General features: G+C 62.0%; 16 protein-coding genes. 8 read left to right on the top strand and 8 right to left on the bottom strand.

All coding sequences use genetic code 11. From position 1 onward, the window contains the following. Positions 1-24: 24 nt before the first annotated feature. From C4K39_RS23790 to C4K39_RS23780, 3 genes are all read right to left on the bottom strand, one after another. Positions 25-867, bottom strand: coding sequence for an ATPase (locus tag C4K39_RS23790; protein ID WP_124347544.1), 843 nt, complete (start codon positions 865-867; stop codon positions 25-27). Between the two features lie 106 nt (positions 868-973). Then, positions 974-1966, bottom strand: a complete 993-nt coding sequence (locus C4K39_RS23785; RefSeq protein WP_124347543.1) for an NAD-dependent epimerase/dehydratase family protein — start codon at positions 1964-1966, stop codon at positions 974-976. Between the two features lie 90 nt (positions 1967-2056). Further along, positions 2057-2956, bottom strand: coding sequence for a LysR family transcriptional regulator ArgP (locus tag C4K39_RS23780; protein WP_124347542.1), 900 nt, complete (start codon positions 2954-2956; stop codon positions 2057-2059). 110 nt (positions 2957-3066) lie between these two features. On the opposite strand from C4K39_RS23780, the gene C4K39_RS23775 reads away from it, so the two are divergent. The 8 genes from C4K39_RS23775 to C4K39_RS23740 all read left to right on the top strand — a co-directional run bounded on the left by C4K39_RS23775 (position 3067) and on the right by C4K39_RS23740 (position 12526). Beyond that, positions 3067-3471 carry an ACT domain-containing protein gene (locus tag C4K39_RS23775; protein ID WP_068585095.1) on the top strand — a complete coding sequence of 135 codons (405 nt, stop codon included), beginning with the start codon at positions 3067-3069 and terminating at the stop codon, positions 3469-3471. 2 nt (positions 3472-3473) lie between these two features. Beyond that, on the top strand, positions 3474-4076 hold the full coding sequence (locus C4K39_RS23770; RefSeq protein WP_068585090.1) for a LysE/ArgO family amino acid transporter: 603 nt from the start codon (positions 3474-3476) through the stop codon (positions 4074-4076). 176 nt (positions 4077-4252) lie between these two features. Further along, positions 4253-4849 (top strand): superoxide dismutase, encoded by a 597-nt coding sequence (locus C4K39_RS23765; RefSeq protein WP_016966196.1) that lies wholly within the window; start codon positions 4253-4255, stop codon positions 4847-4849. 305 nt (positions 4850-5154) lie between these two features. Then, positions 5155-7206, top strand: a complete 2052-nt coding sequence (locus tag C4K39_RS23760) for a putative bifunctional diguanylate cyclase/phosphodiesterase (RefSeq protein WP_124347541.1) — start codon at positions 5155-5157, stop codon at positions 7204-7206. A 159-nt stretch (positions 7207-7365) separates the two neighbouring features. After that, on the top strand, positions 7366-8706 hold the full coding sequence (locus tag C4K39_RS23755; protein ID WP_124347540.1) for an imelysin family protein: 1341 nt from the start codon (positions 7366-7368) through the stop codon (positions 8704-8706). 190 nt (positions 8707-8896) lie between these two features. Continuing rightward, entirely contained in the window at positions 8897-10318 is a 1422-nt protein-coding gene (locus tag C4K39_RS23750) for a di-heme oxidoreductase family protein (RefSeq protein ID WP_068585082.1), read from the top strand. Positions 10319-10361: 43 nt separating this feature from the next. Beyond that, positions 10362-11426 (top strand): imelysin family protein, encoded by a 1065-nt coding sequence (locus tag C4K39_RS23745; RefSeq protein ID WP_068585079.1) that lies wholly within the window; start codon positions 10362-10364, stop codon positions 11424-11426. A 2-nt stretch (positions 11427-11428) separates the two neighbouring features. Beyond that, entirely contained in the window at positions 11429-12526 is a 1098-nt protein-coding gene (locus C4K39_RS23740) for a DUF1513 domain-containing protein (protein WP_068585392.1), read from the top strand. Positions 12527-12581: 55 nt separating this feature from the next. On the opposite strand, the gene C4K39_RS23735 is transcribed toward C4K39_RS23740, so the two are convergent. The 5 genes from C4K39_RS23735 to colR all read right to left on the bottom strand — a co-directional run bounded on the left by C4K39_RS23735 (position 12582) and on the right by colR (position 16361). Beyond that, complete coding sequence (locus C4K39_RS23735; RefSeq protein ID WP_068585076.1) at positions 12582-12809, bottom strand: hypothetical protein; 228 nt, start codon at positions 12807-12809, stop codon at positions 12582-12584. A 2-nt stretch (positions 12810-12811) separates the two neighbouring features. After that, a complete protein-coding gene (locus C4K39_RS23730; protein ID WP_068585074.1) occupies positions 12812-13525 on the bottom strand; it encodes a lipopolysaccharide kinase InaA family protein in 714 nt (237 codons plus the stop codon). Positions 13526-13529: 4 nt separating this feature from the next. Further along, entirely contained in the window at positions 13530-14210 is a 681-nt protein-coding gene (locus tag C4K39_RS23725; RefSeq protein ID WP_068585388.1) for a class I SAM-dependent methyltransferase, read from the bottom strand. 197 nt (positions 14211-14407) lie between these two features. Beyond that, positions 14408-15688, bottom strand: coding sequence for a sensor histidine kinase (locus C4K39_RS23720; RefSeq protein ID WP_068585070.1), 1281 nt, complete (start codon positions 15686-15688; stop codon positions 14408-14410). After that, positions 15678-16361, bottom strand: a complete 684-nt coding sequence (gene colR, locus C4K39_RS23715; RefSeq protein WP_068585067.1) for a two-component system response regulator ColR — start codon at positions 16359-16361, stop codon at positions 15678-15680. The genes C4K39_RS23720 and colR overlap by 11 nt, the downstream gene beginning before the upstream one ends. Between the last annotated feature and the right edge of the window lie 54 nt (positions 16362-16415).

Genomic DNA, 16415 nt, shown 5'->3' with positions numbered 1-16415 from the left:
CTTGGTGTAGCAGGGCCTGATCGGTCAGGGACGGGTGTTGATCTGCTGCTGCAGGTTCTGGATCTGGCTTTGCAGGGTATTGATGTTGCGAGTGACCTGGCCACGGAATGCGTCGAACTCGGCGGTGCTGGCACCGTTCTGTGCGGCCGCGGGACGATTGTCCTGCTGGCTCTTGAGCACGATCATGTCCTGCTCCAGGCGCTCGATGGCCGCCCCAGGGTTGCCTTGCTTCTTCAGCGCGGCCAGCTCGGTGCCCAGGCTCTTGAGCTGGGCGTCGACCTTGTCGCCATCGGCCTGGACCCCTTTCAGGCTCGCCAACTCGGCTCCCAGGGCTTTTACCTGGGCCTGCAATTGCACGTTGGCTGCCTGCTGCTCGGTACCCTGGGTGCTCATCTGTTCCAGGCGCTTGTCCAGGTCAGTGGCCTGGCCGGCTACGCCCTGTTGCTGCAGCCCCTGGTCCTGCAAGCGGCTTTCCAGCTGCTTGATCTGCAGCTTCAAGGCCTCGTTGTCGGTGATGACATTGGTCTGGCTGGCCACTACCTTGCCGGAGATGTCCTGCAGGCGTCCGGCTGCCTCCTCGCTGATCCTGGCGAAGCTCTCCTGGGTCGCCACCAACTGCTGCTCCATCAGCGAGATCTGCTGGAAGCTCCACCAGGCAAGGCCGATGAACGCGAAGAACAACGCCCCCACCAACGCCCACAATGGGCCAGTGCCGGTCCCCTTGGGCTTCTTGGCCGCTGGCGCGTTGCGCAAAGGTGCAGCGGTGCGCTCGCGAACAGCACTGGGCGTGGGGAGGACATCGTCATCAAGAGGCTCGGCGCGCAGGCTTGGAATATCGTCGAAGTCATCGTGTGCATCGTTACGCATGGGGCAACCTTTCTGAACCGCGGTATGGGCAGGATGCGGCGAGTATAAACCGCCAGATCATCCGGCCAATGGACAGGAGCGGGCGAACCCGGTTCCGTGTTCGATTTCAGCTTATGTCCTGGGCCTTCCACCAACTGCAGAACTCGTCCAGGGCAGCCCAGAGACTGACCTTGGGTTCATAGTCCAGGTAATGCCGGGCCCGGCTGATGTCCAGGGTGAAGTCCTTGTTCATGACCTGCATGCCCAGGCGCGACAGGGTCGGTTCCGGACGCCCCGGCCAGATCCGGCAAAAACCCTCATTGAGCGCCGCCATGCTATACGCCAGGCCATAGGAACGATAACGGGTGACCTGCGGCACCTGCATCTGGCGCATCACATAGTTGACGACATCCCACAATGGCACCGGGGCCCCGTTGCTGATGTTGTAGACCTTGCCCAGGGCCGAGCCGCTGGCATGCAGGCAACTGAACAGGGCGTCATTGAGGTTGTGCACGCTGGTGAAGTCGACCTTGTTCAAGCCATTGCCAACGATGGCCAGGCGCCCCTTGCGCTGCATCTTCAGGAGCCTGGGGAAAATGCTCATGTCGCCGGCGCCAGTGACGAAGCGCGGGCGCAAGGCCAGGACTTCAAGGCCGAACTCCTGGGCCCCGAAAACCTTCTGCTCGGCCAGGTACTTGGTGGCGGCATAAGGGTGCTTGAAGCGCTTGGGCACCTGTTCTTCGGTCAAGCCCAGGTGATCGCGGCCATCGAAGTAGATCGAGGGCGAGGACAAGTGCACCAGGCGCCGGACTCGCTGCTTGAGGCAGGCTTCGACCACGTTCTCGGTGACCAGCACATTGCCCTGGTGAAAGTCCTGGTAGCGTCCCCACAGGCCTACGGCACCCGCGCAATGCACCACGGTGTCGATGTCACGGCACAGCTCGCGCACCAGATCGGCGTCCCCAAGGTCTCCCTGGACGAATTCGGCACCACGGCGTACCAGGTGCTCCATGGCTTCGGCGCGCCGGCCATTGACCCGCACCTCCAGGCCCTGCTCAAGGGCGAAACGAGCAAAGCGCCCGCCGATGAAGCCGCTTGCGCCGGTGACCAGAATCTTCATGAAATATTCCTAAGAAAGCAGTGACGAGTTACGAGCTGCAAGTTAAAAATCAGTGCGCAAACTGTCTGCTTGCAGCTTGTCGCTTGACGCTTACGGCTGCTCCCAGGGCACCAGCCATTGTGCAGATAAACGTGCCAGGTGTTCGGTGAGCTGTGCCAGCAGTTGCCCGCCATTACGCCAATGATGCCAGTACAACGGCACATCGATGGGCTTGTCCGGTAGCAATTCCAGCAGGATGCCACGCTGCATCTGCTCGCGAACCTGCAACTCGGGCACCAGCCCCCAGCCGAGCCCAGCTTCCGTGAGGCGAATGAACCCTTCGGAAGAAGGGCACAGATGATGCTCGAAAACACCATCGACCCCCAAGGACGCCAGGTAGCGATGCTGCAGGAAATCATCAGGACCGAACACCAGCGCCGGGGTCCGGGCCAACTGCTCGGCACGTACACCCTGGGGAAAATGCCGGGCAATGAACGCCGGACTGGCCAAGGCCCGATAGCGCATCCCCCCCAACAACAGGCTACGGGCCCCGGCTACCGGCCGCTCGCTGGCACAGACACAGGCCGCCACCTCCCCGGCCCGCATGCGCTTGAGGCCCACCGTCTGGTCTTCCACCACCAGGTCCAGGAGCAGGTGATGCTCGGCGCAGAAATCCCCCACCGCCTCTGCCCACCAGGTGGCCAGGCTGTCGGCGTTCAGTGCGATGCGCAGGCGCTCGGGTAGCCCCTCTTCGTCCAGGGACGGCACCAGGCTCTGCAGATCGCGTTCCAACAGGCGCACCTGCTGGACATGGTTGAGCAGGCGCCGGCCGATCTCGGTCGGGGTCGGAGGCGCTGCTCGCACCAGGACCGGTTGGCCGACCCGGGCTTCCAGCAGTTTGATGCGCTGGGAAATAGCCGACTGCGACAAGCCCAGTATCTGGGCTGCCCGTTCGAATCCTGCCTGTTCGATCACCGCGGCAAGTGCGGCAAGCAGTTTGTAGTCGAACATCAGTTTTCCTAATGAGAGATCAGCACTATTGGTTTTTCTTATACAGCCAGGCACCGGAAAATAGCCAGCACAAAGCGTGTGTATCGCCTCTTCGCTCAAGGACTTTCTTCATGACCGGTGAAACTTCCCTCACAACCCTGCTGCGCAGCATGAGCCCGCAGCTCAACGACGGTGAGTACGTGTTCTGCTCCATCACCGATCGCAGCCTGTTGCAGGATTGCGAGGTGCTGGGCAGCTTTCACGAACGCGAGGGCCTGACGGTGATCCTCCAGCGCCAGCAGGCTGAACGCCTCGGCCTGGGCTTCGACTACGTGGCGGCCTGGATCACCCTCCAGGTGCACTCGGCGTTGCAAGCCGTGGGCCTGACCGCCGCCTTTGCCGGTGCCTTGGGCCAGGCCGGGATCAGTTGCAACGTGATTGCCGGCTACTACCACGATCACCTGTTCGTTGGCCTGGCCGATGCCCAGAAAGCCATGCAGGTATTGCAACGACTGGCAGCCGGCGAGGAGCACTGATCATGTGGCAAAGCTATGTAAACGGCCTGCTGGTGGCCGCAGGCCTGATCATGGCCATCGGCACCCAGAACGCTTTCGTCCTGGCCCAGAGCCTGCGCCGCGAACACCACCTGCCGGTGGCCGCGCTGTGTGTCACCTGCGATGCGTTGCTGGTGGCTGCCGGGGTCTTCGGCCTGGCCACCGTGCTCACCCAGAGCCCGACGCTGCTGGCAGTGGCGCGCTGGGGCGGCGCGGCCTTCCTGATCTGGTACGGCGCCCAGGCCTTGCGCCGGGCCTGTTCGAAGCAAAGCCTCGAGCAAGGCGATGGACAGACCGTGCGCTCGCTGCGAGCGGTGATGCTCAGTGCCCTGGCGGTGACCCTGCTCAACCCCCACGTATACCTGGACACGGTACTGCTGATCGGCTCGCTGGGGGCGCAACAGACAGAGCCTGGGGCCTATGTGGTGGGGGCGGCCAGCGCTTCGCTGCTGTGGTTCTTCACCCTGGCCCTGGGGGCTGCATGGCTCGCTCCATGGCTGGCCCGCCCTGGAACCTGGAGGGTTCTGGACCTGCTGGTAGCCGTGATGATGTTCAGCGTCGCGTTCCAGTTGATCAGTGCTGCATGACTTATTCCAAAAGGCTCTGGAACCTCTATTCCACACAGTTGTTGCGTGGTTAAGCAGCACCCCCGGTGCTATGATCCGAAGCTTGCGCCGCAAGGAGTACAAACTCCCCGGCGCTTGTCCGGCCGCCCGTGATCGGCCTTGCGCTCACCGCAACAGACCTGATTAGGAGAATCACCATGGCTTTCGAATTGCCGCCGCTGCCCTACGCACACGATGCCCTGCAGCCGCACATTTCCAAGGAAACCCTGGAATATCACCACGACAAACACCACAACACCTATGTCGTGAACCTGAACAACCTGGTGCCAGGCACCGAGTTCGAAGGCAAGACCCTGGAAGAGATCGTCAAGACTTCTTCGGGCGGCATCTTCAACAACGCAGCCCAGGTCTGGAACCACACTTTCTACTGGAACTGCCTGGCGCCAAACGCTGGCGGCCAGCCTACCGGCGCTCTGGCTGATGCCATCAACGCAGCGTTCGGCTCGTTCGACAAGTTCAAAGAAGAATTCACCAAGACTTCGGTTGGCACCTTCGGTTCCGGCTGGGGCTGGCTGGTGAAGAAGGCCGACGGCTCCCTGGCCCTGGCCAGCACCATCGGTGCCGGCAACCCCCTGACCAGCGGCGACACTCCACTGCTGACCTGCGACGTCTGGGAACACGCCTACTACATCGACTACCGCAACGTGCGTCCTAAGTACGTCGAAGCGTTCTGGAACCTGGTGAACTGGAAATTCGTGGCCGAGCAGTTCGAAGGCAAGAATTTCGTCGCCTAAGGCTACGCGCGGTACAAAAAACCCGGCCTGGCCGGGTTTTTTTTGCCTGCGATAAACCTGGGATCTTGTCGCGTCGGATACAGACGCTAAGATTCACCGCAGGTAAAAAACTACGCCATCCCCTCAAGTTGCAAGGCGTCGCTACCGACACACTATCCACAGCTAGAGCAATCCTGAATCTGATCACCCGGGCCTCGCCCGCAGACGTCCTGTCCTCGGCATTAGATGTCACTTTGACGGCCACCACGGGATTGCCAATACTCATGGCAACTTGACGCTACGCGCACGGAACAAGGAATAGCCCTTTGAAGCTGGAACTCAAAAACAGCTTGTCGGTGAAGTTGCTCCGCGTTGTGCTGCTGTCGGCACTCATAGTAGGCGTGGTCCTGAGCTGCGCCCAGATCGTCTTCGATGCCTATAAGACTCGGCAGGCGGTAGCCAACGACGCCCAGCGCATACTCGACATGTTTCGCGACCCATCGACCCAGGCGGTCTACAGCCTGGATCGGGAGATGGGGATGCAAGTGATCGAAGGCCTGTTCCAGGACGATGCCGTGCGCATGGCCTCTATCGGCCACCCCAACGAAACCATGCTCGCGGAAAAATCCCGCGACCTGCAGAAGTCCTCCAGCCGCTGGCTGACCGACCTGATCCTCGGCCAGGAGCGGACCTTCACCACGCAACTGGTGGGACGCGGCCCCTATAGCGAGTATTACGGCGACCTGAGCATCACCCTGGACACCGCCACCTATGGCCAGGACTTCATCGTCAGCTCGGTGATCATTTTCGTCTCCGGGGTCCTGCGCGCCCTGGCCATGGGCCTGGTGCTGTACCTGGTCTATCACTGGCTGCTGACCAAGCCGCTGTCGCGGATCATCGAGCACCTGACCACCATCAACCCCGATCGCCCCAGCGAACACCAACTGCCCCTGCTCAAGGGCCACGAACGCAATGAGCTGGGGATCTGGATCAACACCGCCAACCAGTTGCTGGCCTCCATCGAGCGCAATACCCACCTGCGCCATGAAGCGGAGAACAGCCTGCTGCGCATGGCCCAGTACGACTTCCTTACCGGCCTGCCCAACCGCCAGCAACTGCAGCAGCAACTGGACAAGATCCTGGTGGATGCCGGGCGCCTGCAACGTCGGGTCGCGGTACTGTGCGTCGGCCTGGATGACTTCAAGGGCGTGAACGAGCAATTCAGCTACCAGACCGGCGACCAGTTGTTGCTGGCCCTGGCCGATCGCCTGCGTGGCCATAGCGGCCGCCTCGGAGCCCTGGCCCGCCTGGGTGGCGATCAGTTCGCCCTGGTCCAGGCCGACATCGAACAGCCCTACGAAGCCGCCGAGCTGGCGCAGAGCATCCTCGACGACCTGGAGGCGGCGTTCGCCCTGGACCAACAGGAGATTCGCCTGCGTGCCACCATCGGCATCACCCTGTTCCCGGAAGATGGCGACAGCACCGAGAAGCTCCTGCAAAAAGCCGAGCAGACCATGACCCTGGCCAAGAGCCGCTCGCGCAATCGCTATCAGTTCTACATCGCCAGCGTCGACAGCGAGATGCGGCGCCGCCGGGAGCTGGAGAAAGACCTGCGCGAAGCCCTGGCCCGGGAACAGTTCTTCCTGGTGTACCAGCCGCAGATCAGCTATCGCGACCATCGAGTGGTGGGGGTCGAGGCACTGCTGCGCTGGCAGCATCCGGACCACGGCCTGGTGCCACCGGACCTGTTCATCCCGCTGGCCGAGCAGAACGGCACCATCATCGCTATCGGCGAATGGGTACTGGACCAGGCCTGCCGCCAACTGCGGGAATGGCACGACATGGGCTTCAGTGACCTGCGCATGGCGGTCAACCTGTCCACCGTGCAGTTGCACCACGCCGAACTGCCACGGGTGGTCAACAACCTGCTACAGATCTATCGCCTGCCGCCACGTAGCCTGGAGCTGGAGGTGACCGAAACCGGCCTGATGGAAGACATCAGCACCGCCGCCCAGCATCTGCTGAGCCTGCGTCGCTCCGGAGCGCTGATCGCCATCGACGACTTCGGCACCGGCTATTCGTCCCTCAGCTACCTCAAGAGCCTGCCCCTGGACAAGATCAAGATCGACAAGAGCTTCGTCCAGGACCTGCTGGAGGACGATGACGATGCGACCATCGTGCGCGCGATCATCCAGCTGGGTAAGAGCCTGGGCATGCAGGTGATCGCCGAAGGCGTGGAGACAGCCGAGCAGGAGGCCTACATCATCAGCGAGGGCTGCCACGAAGGTCAGGGCTATCACTACAGCAAACCACTCTCGGCACGGGAGCTCGGGGCCTACCTCAAGCAGGCCCAGCGCAGCAACGCAGCGATCCTCTGAAAGCACTGTGGCGCGGGGCTTTGCGCCTTGCGCAAGGCCTTGCCGGGAAAGAAATAATTACAGGCACCACCCTTTACACATAATGCAAATCTTTCGCATTATGTCGCAGTTTTTGCGCACCCCGCGCCGTCCACTCCCTCTCGAAGCAGGATGTTCGCCATGATTCGTATGCCTCTGGCTACCGCCAGTCTGTTGGCCATCGCTATTTCCCTCGCCGGTTGCGGCGAAGGCAAAGACGACAAGGCTACCGCTCAAGCGCCGACCCCGGCGACCAGCACCGCTACCCCGGCCAGCGACGCCGCCGGCAAGCTCGACGAAGCGGCCGCCAAGGCCGTGGTCGCGCATTACGCCGACATGGTCTTCGCCGTCTACAGCGACTCCGAATCCACTGCGAAAACCCTGCAGGGCGCTATCGATGCCTTCCTGGCCAAGCCTGACGACCAGACCCTGGCAGCGGCCAAGGCGGCCTGGGTCGCGGCGCGCGTACCCTATCTGCAAAGCGAAGTGTTCCGCTTCGGCAACACCATCATCGACGACTGGGAAGGCCAGGTTAACGCCTGGCCCCTGGACGAAGGCCTGATCGACTACGTCGACAAGAGCTACGAACACGCACTGGGCAACCCCGGGGCCACCGCCAACATCATTGCCAACACCGAGATCCGCATCGGCGAAGACAAGATCGACGTGAAGGACATCACCCCGGAAAAACTCGCCAGCCTCAATGAGCTGGGCGGGGCCGAAGCCAACGTCGCCACCGGCTACCACGCCATCGAGTTCCTGCTCTGGGGCCAGGACCTCAACGGTACCGGCCCAGGCGCCGGTGCCCGTCCGGCCTCCGACTACCTGGAAGGTGCCGGCGCCACTGGCGGTCATAACGATCGCCGCCGTGCCTACCTCAAGGCCGTGACCCAATTGCTGGTCAACGACCTGGAGGAAATGGTCGGCAACTGGAAACCGGACGTGGCCGACAACTACCGTGCAACCCTGGAAGCGGAACCTGCCGAGACCGGCCTGCGCAAGATGCTCTTCGGCATGGGTAGCCTGTCCCTGGGCGAACTGGCCGGCGAGCGGATGAAGGTATCCCTGGAAGCCAACTCCCCGGAAGATGAGCAGGACTGCTTCAGCGACAACACCCACAACTCGCACTTCTACGACGCCAAGGGCATCCGTAACGTCTACCTGGGCGAGTACACCCGTGTCGACGGCAGCAAGATGACCGGCGCCAGCCTGTCGTCCCTGGTGGCCAAGGCTGACCCAGCCGCCGATGAAGCGCTCAAGGCCGACCTGGCCACTACCGAAGCCAAGATCCAGGTCATGGTGGACCACGCCAACAAGGGCGAGCACTACGACCAGCTGATCGCCGCCGGCAACGAGTCGGGCAACCAGATCGTGCGCGATGCCATCGCCGCGCTGGTCAAGCAGACCGGTTCGATCGAGCAGGCAGCTGGCAAGCTGGGCATCACCGACCTGAACCCGGACAACGCCGATCACGAATTCTGATCAGCATTGCACCCGGTAAAAAGGCGACCCGCGGGTCGCCTTTTTCGTTCCCGTCGCAGCCACTGGTGCAACCTGCGCGGTGTTCCAGCAAGCTTGTCCTGGGTCAAACCAAACGATAATTCCTCTTATTCAATCCAAGCTGCCCTGTTAGACTTTGCGCCCTTGTTTTGCTCGTCTTGCAGGATATCCGATGCCCTCGTTGCTGCTTCGCTGGTCCGCTCTACTCATGGCCTTGTGCCTGAGTGCCTGCGATGACGCACCGCGCTTCACCGGGGCCGAACCTGGAGAAGCCCGCGCCGGTGGCGCGACGACGGTCAACCAGGGCGATCGCAATGCCTTCTCCATGCCGTCGGCCAACCTGCCGCCGACCCGGCGCCTGGACTTCAGCGTCGGCAACAGTTTCTTCCGCAACCCCTGGGTCATCGCCCCTTCCACCACCACGGCTCGTGACGGTCTTGGCCCGCTGTTCAATACCAATGCCTGCCAGAACTGCCACATCAAGGACGGTCGAGGCCACCCGCCAACACCGGATGCACTCAATGCGGTGTCGATGCTGGTACGCCTGTCGATCCCCGATGAGCCCGCCTATGCCAGGCTCATCGAACAGGCCGGCATCGTTCCGGAGCCGGTCTATGGCGGCCAGTTGCAGGACATGGCCATCCCCGGAGTCGCCCCGGAAGGCCGGGTGCGCGTGGGCTACGAGCCCGTGCCGGTACGCTTCCAGGACGGCACCCTGGTGGAGCTGCGCAAACCCAACCTGCAGATCACCGACCTGGGCTACGGACCGATGCACCCGGACACCCGCTTCTCGGCCCGGGTCGCGCCCCCCATGATTGGCCTGGGGCTGCTCGAAGCCATTCCCGAAGAGGCAATCCTGGCCAATGCCAGGCCGGTGAGCAAAAACGCCATTGCCGGTCGCCCCAACTGGGTCTGGGACGATGCCCTGCAAAAGACCGTACTCGGGCGATTTGGCTGGAAAGCCGGGCAACCGAGCCTCAATCAACAAAACGTTCACGCGTTTTCTGGTGATATGGGCCTGACGACCAGCCTGAGACCCTTCGATGACTGCACCGACGCACAAACCGACTGCAAGCGGGCGCCCAACGGCAATGGCCCGGACGGCGAGCCGGAAGTCAGCGACAACATCCTGCGCCTGGTGCTGTTCTATACCCGTAACCTGGCGGTACCCGTACGCCGCGATATCGACTCACCCCAGGTCCTGGCCGGCAAGAACCTGTTCTTCCAGGCCGGTTGCCAGTCCTGCCATACCCCAAGCTTCACGACCAAGGCCGACGCTGCGGAACCTGAGCTGGCCAACCAGGTGATCCGCCCCTACAGCGACCTGCTGCTGCATGACATGGGCGAGGGCCTGGCGGACCAGCGCACCGAGTTCAAGGCCAGTGGCCGCGACTGGCGCACCGCGCCGCTGTGGGGAATCGGCCTGACCGAGACCGTCAGCGGTCATACCCAGTTCCTGCATGACGGCCGCGCCCGCAACCTGATGGAGGCCGTGCTCTGGCATGGCGGCGAAGCCGAAGGCGCGAAACAGCAGGTCCTTGCTTTCAATGCCGAGCAGCGCGCTGCGTTGCTGGCATTCCTGAATTCCTTATAACGCTCGACTCATATGCTTTCTCCACAATAAAGGGAGCCCGAACATGTTCCGCCCCAAACTGCTCTTCACCAGCCTTGCCGCACTTGCCCTGGGCGCCTGCTCGCCCCAGGACCCACAAGCCGTGACCTCCGCAGCGATCGCCAAGCAGGTGATCCTGCCGACCTATAGCCGCTGGGTCGAGGCCGATCGCCAACTGGCCATCAGCGCCCTGGCCTTCTGTGAAGGCAAGGAAACCCTGGAGACCGCCCGTGCCGACTTCCTTCATGCACAAAAGGCCTGGGCCGAGCTGCAACCGCTGTTGATCGGCCCTCTGGCCGAGGGCAACCGCTCATGGCAGGTACAGTTCTGGCCGGACAAGAAGAACCTGGTGGGTCGCCAGGTAGAGCAACTGGTCAGCACCACACCCCAGATCGATGCTGCGGCCCTGAGCAAGTCCAGTGTCGTGGTCCAGGGACTGTCGGCCTACGAATACATTCTCTTCGACAGCAAGATCGACATGGCGGACAGCGCGCAGAAAGCCCGCTACTGCCCATTGCTGACCGCCATTGGCGAGCGCCAGAAACTCCTGGCCGAGGAAATCCTCTCGAGCTGGAATACCAACGACGGCATGCTGGCGCAGATGAGCAAGTTCCCCAACCAGCGCTATGCCGACTCCCATGAGGCCATCGCCGACCTGCTGCGCGTACAAGTCACGGCCCTGGATACCCTGAAGAAAAAGCTCGGCACCCCGATGGGTCGCCAGACCAAGGGCATCCCACAGCCGTTCCAGGCCGACGCCTGGCGCAGCCAATCGTCGCTGCAAGGCCTGGAAGCCAGCCTCAGCGCCGCCCAGACCGTCTGGTCCGGGGTCGACAACAAGGGCCTGCGTGGTCTCCTGCCGGCCGAACAGAAACCCCTGGCCGACAAGATCGACGCTGCCTATGCCGCGTCCTTGAAACTCTTCGCCAGCACCCAGCGCTCGTTGACCGAGATGCTCGGCGACGACGCTGGACGCCAACAGCTCAACGACCTGTATGACAGCCTCAACGTGGTTCATCGCCTGCACGAAGGCGAGTTGGCCAAGGCGCTGGGCATCCAACTGGGCTTCAACGCCAACGACGGTGACTGATGATGCTGCGACGTCAGGCTTTGGCACTGGGCAGCCTGCTGCTCAGTGCGGTGACCTTGGGCGGCTGGACGCTGTTCAAGCAAAAGGGCAAGCAACCCTTGCTGCTTTCGGCCAGGGATGACGGCGACGGCAAGCATTACGCCGTCGGTTATCAACTGGACGGTAAACAGGTGTTTGCCACCCAGGTCGGCCAACGTTGCCATGACATCATCAACCACCCACGACTGCCTATCGCGCTGTTCGTGGCCAGGCGCCCGGGTACCGAGAGCTACCTGATCGATCTGCGCGACGGCAAGTTGCTGCAAGTCGTGGCCTCGCAGCCCGACCGGCATTTCTACGGGCATGCGGTGATCCACAAGGATGGCGAATGGCTGTATGCCACCGAGAACGACACTCGTGATCCGGGCCGGGGCCTGCTGGGCGTCTACCGCTTCGAAGGCGAACGCCTGGTACACAGCGGCGAACTCTCCACCCATGGCATTGGCCCGCACCAGGTGTCGTGGATGCCCGACGGGGAAACCCTGGTGGTCGCCAACGGCGGCATCCGCACCGAAGCCGAAAGCCGGGTAGAGATGAATCTCGACGCCATGGAACCGAGCCTGGTGCTGATGCAACGTGACGGCACCCTGCTGAGCAAGGAAACCCTGGCCCAGCAGATGAACAGCGTGCGTCACATGGGCATCGCCAGCGACGGCACCATCGTCACCGGACAACAGTTCATGGGCGCCGCCCACGAACCCTCCGAACTGCTGGCAATCAAGCGTCCTGGCCAGCCCTTCGCCGCGTTCCCGGTGGCCGAACAGCAGTTGCAGGCCATGGGGCACTACACCGCCAGCGTCGCCGTACACAGCGAACTGCGGCTGGTGGCCTTGACTGCCCCCCGAGGCAACCGCTTCTTCATCTGGGACCTGGACACCGGAACCCTGCGGGTCGATGCCCCGTTGCCTGACTGCGCAGGGGTCGGTGCCGTTGCCGATGGCTTCGTCGTGACCTCAGGCCAGGGCCGCTGCCGCTTCTACGACTGCCGCCAGGCACAGATAACGGCCAAGCCCCTGGACCTGCCCGCTGGGCTCTGGGACAACCATCTGCACCTGGCTTGAAGACCTGAAATAAAAAGGCCTCGCGATGCGAGGCCTTTGTCTGGCAGGAGAATCTTCAACTCTGGGGCTTCAAGCCCTGGCTCATGCCGAACATGAACAACAGCAGGTCATGGTCGGGCTTGGCTGCCGTAGCGACCTTCGCCACCCGCGGCACCGGACAATGAGCACCACCCTGGGCCGTGCTCAGCACCTGAGTGCGAGGCTGCTCCCAGACCACCAGCGCCAGGGAAGCAACTGCCAAGGCTCCTGCCAGGAACATACCTCGTGCAATTTCTAGCTTCATCGCTATAAACCTTTGATAGAGCTGCCAAACGCCGTTTTGTAAAAGTAGTAGAGCTTTTCCCAGTCCGTGTCATTCCACGACGAATGGCGGCGTAGCTGTTTAAGGTCATGGGCCGCAGCCCGACCAGCGCTCAAGCGCTGGCGACACTTCTCGAAATCCAGCAGGGCAATCCGTATCTGAGCCTGCTCGCCCTCACCATCGACCCGCACAAAAATATGCTTGGAATACAGGCAGCCGTGCTGCCAGCGGCCCTTGTGCATACGCACCAGGGTCGCGGCCACTGCCTGGAGCACGCGCTCATGGAGCACCTCGCCGTGTCGCTCGCGCTCACCAGCGGCATACCAATTGTCAATTTCCACGAAACCGTCGAGCGCAGCAGTCACCAGCAGAGCCTGCCACTGTGCCTGCGAGTCACGCCGCGCCCCACAGAACACCAACTCCGGAACGGTTACGTCCAACAGACGCAAGCCATGCAAAGCATCTCGCTCACGCAGCACCGTCGGTCGACCAAAAGGGTGCAACCAACTGCGATAGATATGCCCCACCTGACGCTTGGCATAGAGCAGGCGTCCCTTACTGCTGACTATGCGCTGAACACCACTTTCACCGCCACGACGCTTGTTTGGCTCCTCGACCCACTCACCTTGCTCGTTCCAGAAGTACTCAAAGCGGTCTGTGGGCACGGCATCCATTTCCGAAGCACATTCAGCAGTCATCTTTTTACCTCTTGCGTAATACGTAAATCCGCCACATGGCGTAGAGCGGAAAGAAGTCCAGGTGCTCCTGGACACGAAAACCGGCCTGCCTGAATTCTTCTTCGACCGTGGCCGCCGGTAACACAAAACGATTCTGATAACCCGTCTGCCCAACTTCGGATAGCCGCTTGCGCTCCATCCGCTTGCGCTTCCAGGCCTTGAAATTACCATCGACCCACAGCGAGATGATCACGCTGTCACGGGTTACCCGCTGAAACTCGCGCAGCAACGCCATCCGGTGTTCGGCTTCACCGATGTGGTGCAGCAAGCGCATGGAAAAAATGCAATCCACCGCGTTGTCCGGTAATTCGATATCAAACGCGGACGTTTGCAAGGTTCGTACACGTCTTACGACTTCAGCCGGTTGCGCCACCGTAGCGGTGTTCAACATGGCCGCCGAATTGTCGGCTCCGACAATGACCCGGTTGGCCTTTTCGGCCAGCAACGGCCAGAAACGACCGGCACCACAGGGCAAGTCCAAAACCAGGCCTGGATCTCCCACCAAGGACAGGGCGGTACGGGCCAACTGCTCGTCACGCTTGTGGGACAGTTGGCGCGCCAGGCCATCCTGGTGCTTGAGCAGATACTCCTGGGCGTGTTGAGCATCGTATTTTTCGGAAAAATCCAGCTTGATCGGTATAGCCATCATCAAGGTCTCCTGCACTGATGGCGCTACCTTAGGCAGCTGCATGTCAGCGACAGGTCGTCCCTTTGTGAAAACTTCATGCCGTTCAATGGAGAAATATTGCCGGGTTTTACAACGCACTAACAGTAGCCTGGGGCCACTTCTGCACAAAAATCGACAAGTGACAGGCCCTGAATAACAGGGCCAGACATGGACAATCAGGCCTTGGCCGATTGCAACTGGACGTGAAAACGACAGCCATTGGGCGTCATGGTGCTGAGGCTGACGCTCCACCCCTGGTTCTCACAGATGCGCTGGACCAGGGAAAGTCCCAAGCCCAATCCTTCACCACGCTTCTCATCGCCACGCACAAAAGGCTCGAACATCGCCTCGCGCTTTTCCTCGGGAATCCCCACTCCGCTGTCTTCCACCACGAAGCCGTCGGGCACGAGGCTCAGGCGAATGAAGCCCTGCTCGGTGTAGTGCAAGGCATTGCGCAGAAGGTTGCCCATCACCGCATGCAGGAAGGTAGCGTTGTAGCGAGTATCGCCAGGCTGGCCAGGATCGAAAATCAGCTCGATGCCCTTGGTCCTGATGGCCTCGCTCCAGATCCCGATCAGGTCCCTGGCGGCCTGCTCCAGCGTCAGCCGCGGCGACATGCTGGCATCTTCGCGCTGGGCTCGCGCCAGCATCAGGAAGGTCTGTACCAGCTCGCGCATTTCTTCACTGGCCCGGGCAATACGTTCGACCTGGGCTCGCTCGCGCTGATCCAGGGCAGGGTTCTCCAGCAATAGCTCACAAGAGGTGGCCAACACCATCAACGGTGTACGCAATTCGTGGCTGACGTCGCTGGTGAACAGCCGCTCGCGATTCAGCGCCTGGCGCAAGCGGCCCAAGGTGGCGTCGAAGGCGATGGCCAGCTCCCCCACTTCGTCCGCGGCATAGTCCGGTGCCAATGGCGGTGCCAGCCCCAGCAACTGATCACGATGCCGTACCTGGCGTGAAAGACGCACCACCGGCGCCATTACCCGACGCGCCAGGACCCAGCCCAGGAACACCGCCAGCGCCAGGCTGAGGACAAACCCCACCAATACCACCGCGAACAATATACGCTCGCGCTCCTCGAAATCGCTCTGGTCCTGCAGCAGCACATAGCGCCGCCCATCCACGACCTCGACCATGGCGTGATAGGACAGTTGCTCGCGAAACACCTCGTGGAACCCCGGGTCCAGGTGACGCAGGTCCTTGGGGAGCTCGAAGTCGCCGCGACCGCCGCTGTAGTAGAACAATTGGTCCGGCTCGGGACGATGGTTCCAGTCGGCGACGTTATCCATCAGCAACAGGCGCTGCAGGTCACCACCGAGGCCGGCGGAGATGAGCTTCTCTTCCACCAGGTGCACCGTCGCCACGATGCCCATGGCAAAGGCTCCTGCCACCAGCGCGCTCATCAGCGCAAACGCGATGATGATGCGCTGGGCAAGGCTCTGCTTAAACTCCATCGCGCCCCTCGGCCAGGCGGTAGCCGACACCATGCACGGTGTGCAGCAGTGGCTTGGCGAATGGTTTGTCGATCACTTGGCGCAGTTGATGGACATGGCTGCGCAGGCTGTCGCTATCGGGGCAGTCATCGCCCCACAGGGCCTCCTCGAGGATCTCCCGACGCAGCACATGCGGGCTCTTCTGCATCAGCACCGCCAGCAGCTTCAAGCCGACCGGGTTGAGTTTGAGCAGGCGCCCTTCACGGGTGACCTCGAGGGTGTCGAGGTCGTAGTTCAAATCGCCAACCTGCAAGGCACGCCGGCCACCGCCCTGGCTACGACGCATCACGGCCTCGATCCGGGCGGCCAGCTCCGACAACGCGAACGGCTTGAGCAGGTAGTCGTCGGCCCCGGACTTGAAGCCCTGGAGGCGATCATCGAGCTGGTCGCGAGCGGTGAGCATGATCACTGGCGTGTCACGCCGGGCGTCTTCGCGCAGGCGCTTGCACAGGGTATAGCCATCGATCCCCGGCAACATGATGTCGAGCACGATCAGGTCATAGTGCTCGGTGGCGGCCAGGTGCAAACCCGACAGGCCATCCTGGGCACAGTCGACGGTATAGCCCTTGAGCCCCAGGTAGTCAGCCAGGTTGGCGAGAATATCGCGGTTGTCTTCAACCAGTAGGATTCGCATCGGCACTCTCTCCGTATACAGTTACGGCCGTCTTGGCTCGCGCAGCTTAAGGCC

The organism is Pseudomonas sessilinigenes, from assembly GCF_003850565.1.
Lineage (GTDB): Bacteria > Pseudomonadota > Gammaproteobacteria > Pseudomonadales > Pseudomonadaceae > Aquipseudomonas > Aquipseudomonas sessilinigenes.
Note: the sequence above shows the minus strand (reverse complement) of the source record. Positions and strands in the feature narration are given on the sequence as shown.

Coding starts and splice junctions, on each gene's coding strand:
- C4K39_RS23745 (WP_068585079.1), top strand. CDS start 10,362: ATGTTCCGCCCCAAACTGCTCTTCACCAGCCTTGCCGCACTTGCCCTG.
- C4K39_RS23740 (WP_068585392.1), top strand. CDS start 11,429: ATGCTGCGACGTCAGGCTTTGGCACTGGGCAGCCTGCTGCTCAGTGCG.
- C4K39_RS23730 (WP_068585074.1), bottom strand. CDS start 13,525: ATGACTGCTGAATGTGCTTCGGAAATGGATGCCGTGCCCACAGACCGC.
- C4K39_RS23735 (WP_068585076.1), bottom strand. CDS start 12,809: ATGAAGCTAGAAATTGCACGAGGTATGTTCCTGGCAGGAGCCTTGGCA.
- C4K39_RS23755 (WP_124347540.1), top strand. CDS start 7,366: ATGATTCGTATGCCTCTGGCTACCGCCAGTCTGTTGGCCATCGCTATT.
- C4K39_RS23725 (WP_068585388.1), bottom strand. CDS start 14,210: ATGGCTATACCGATCAAGCTGGATTTTTCCGAAAAATACGATGCTCAA.
- C4K39_RS23790 (WP_124347544.1), bottom strand. CDS start 867: ATGCGTAACGATGCACACGATGACTTCGACGATATTCCAAGCCTGCGC.
- C4K39_RS23780 (WP_124347542.1), bottom strand. CDS start 2,956: ATGTTCGACTACAAACTGCTTGCCGCACTTGCCGCGGTGATCGAACAG.
- C4K39_RS23770 (WP_068585090.1), top strand. CDS start 3,474: ATGTGGCAAAGCTATGTAAACGGCCTGCTGGTGGCCGCAGGCCTGATC.
- C4K39_RS23785 (WP_124347543.1), bottom strand. CDS start 1,966: ATGAAGATTCTGGTCACCGGCGCAAGCGGCTTCATCGGCGGGCGCTTT.
- colR (WP_068585067.1), bottom strand. CDS start 16,361: ATGCGAATCCTACTGGTTGAAGACAACCGCGATATTCTCGCCAACCTG.
- C4K39_RS23720 (WP_068585070.1), bottom strand. CDS start 15,688: ATGGAGTTTAAGCAGAGCCTTGCCCAGCGCATCATCATCGCGTTTGCG.
- C4K39_RS23765 (WP_016966196.1), top strand. CDS start 4,253: ATGGCTTTCGAATTGCCGCCGCTGCCCTACGCACACGATGCCCTGCAG.
- C4K39_RS23775 (WP_068585095.1), top strand. CDS start 3,067: ATGACCGGTGAAACTTCCCTCACAACCCTGCTGCGCAGCATGAGCCCG.
- C4K39_RS23750 (WP_068585082.1), top strand. CDS start 8,897: ATGCCCTCGTTGCTGCTTCGCTGGTCCGCTCTACTCATGGCCTTGTGC.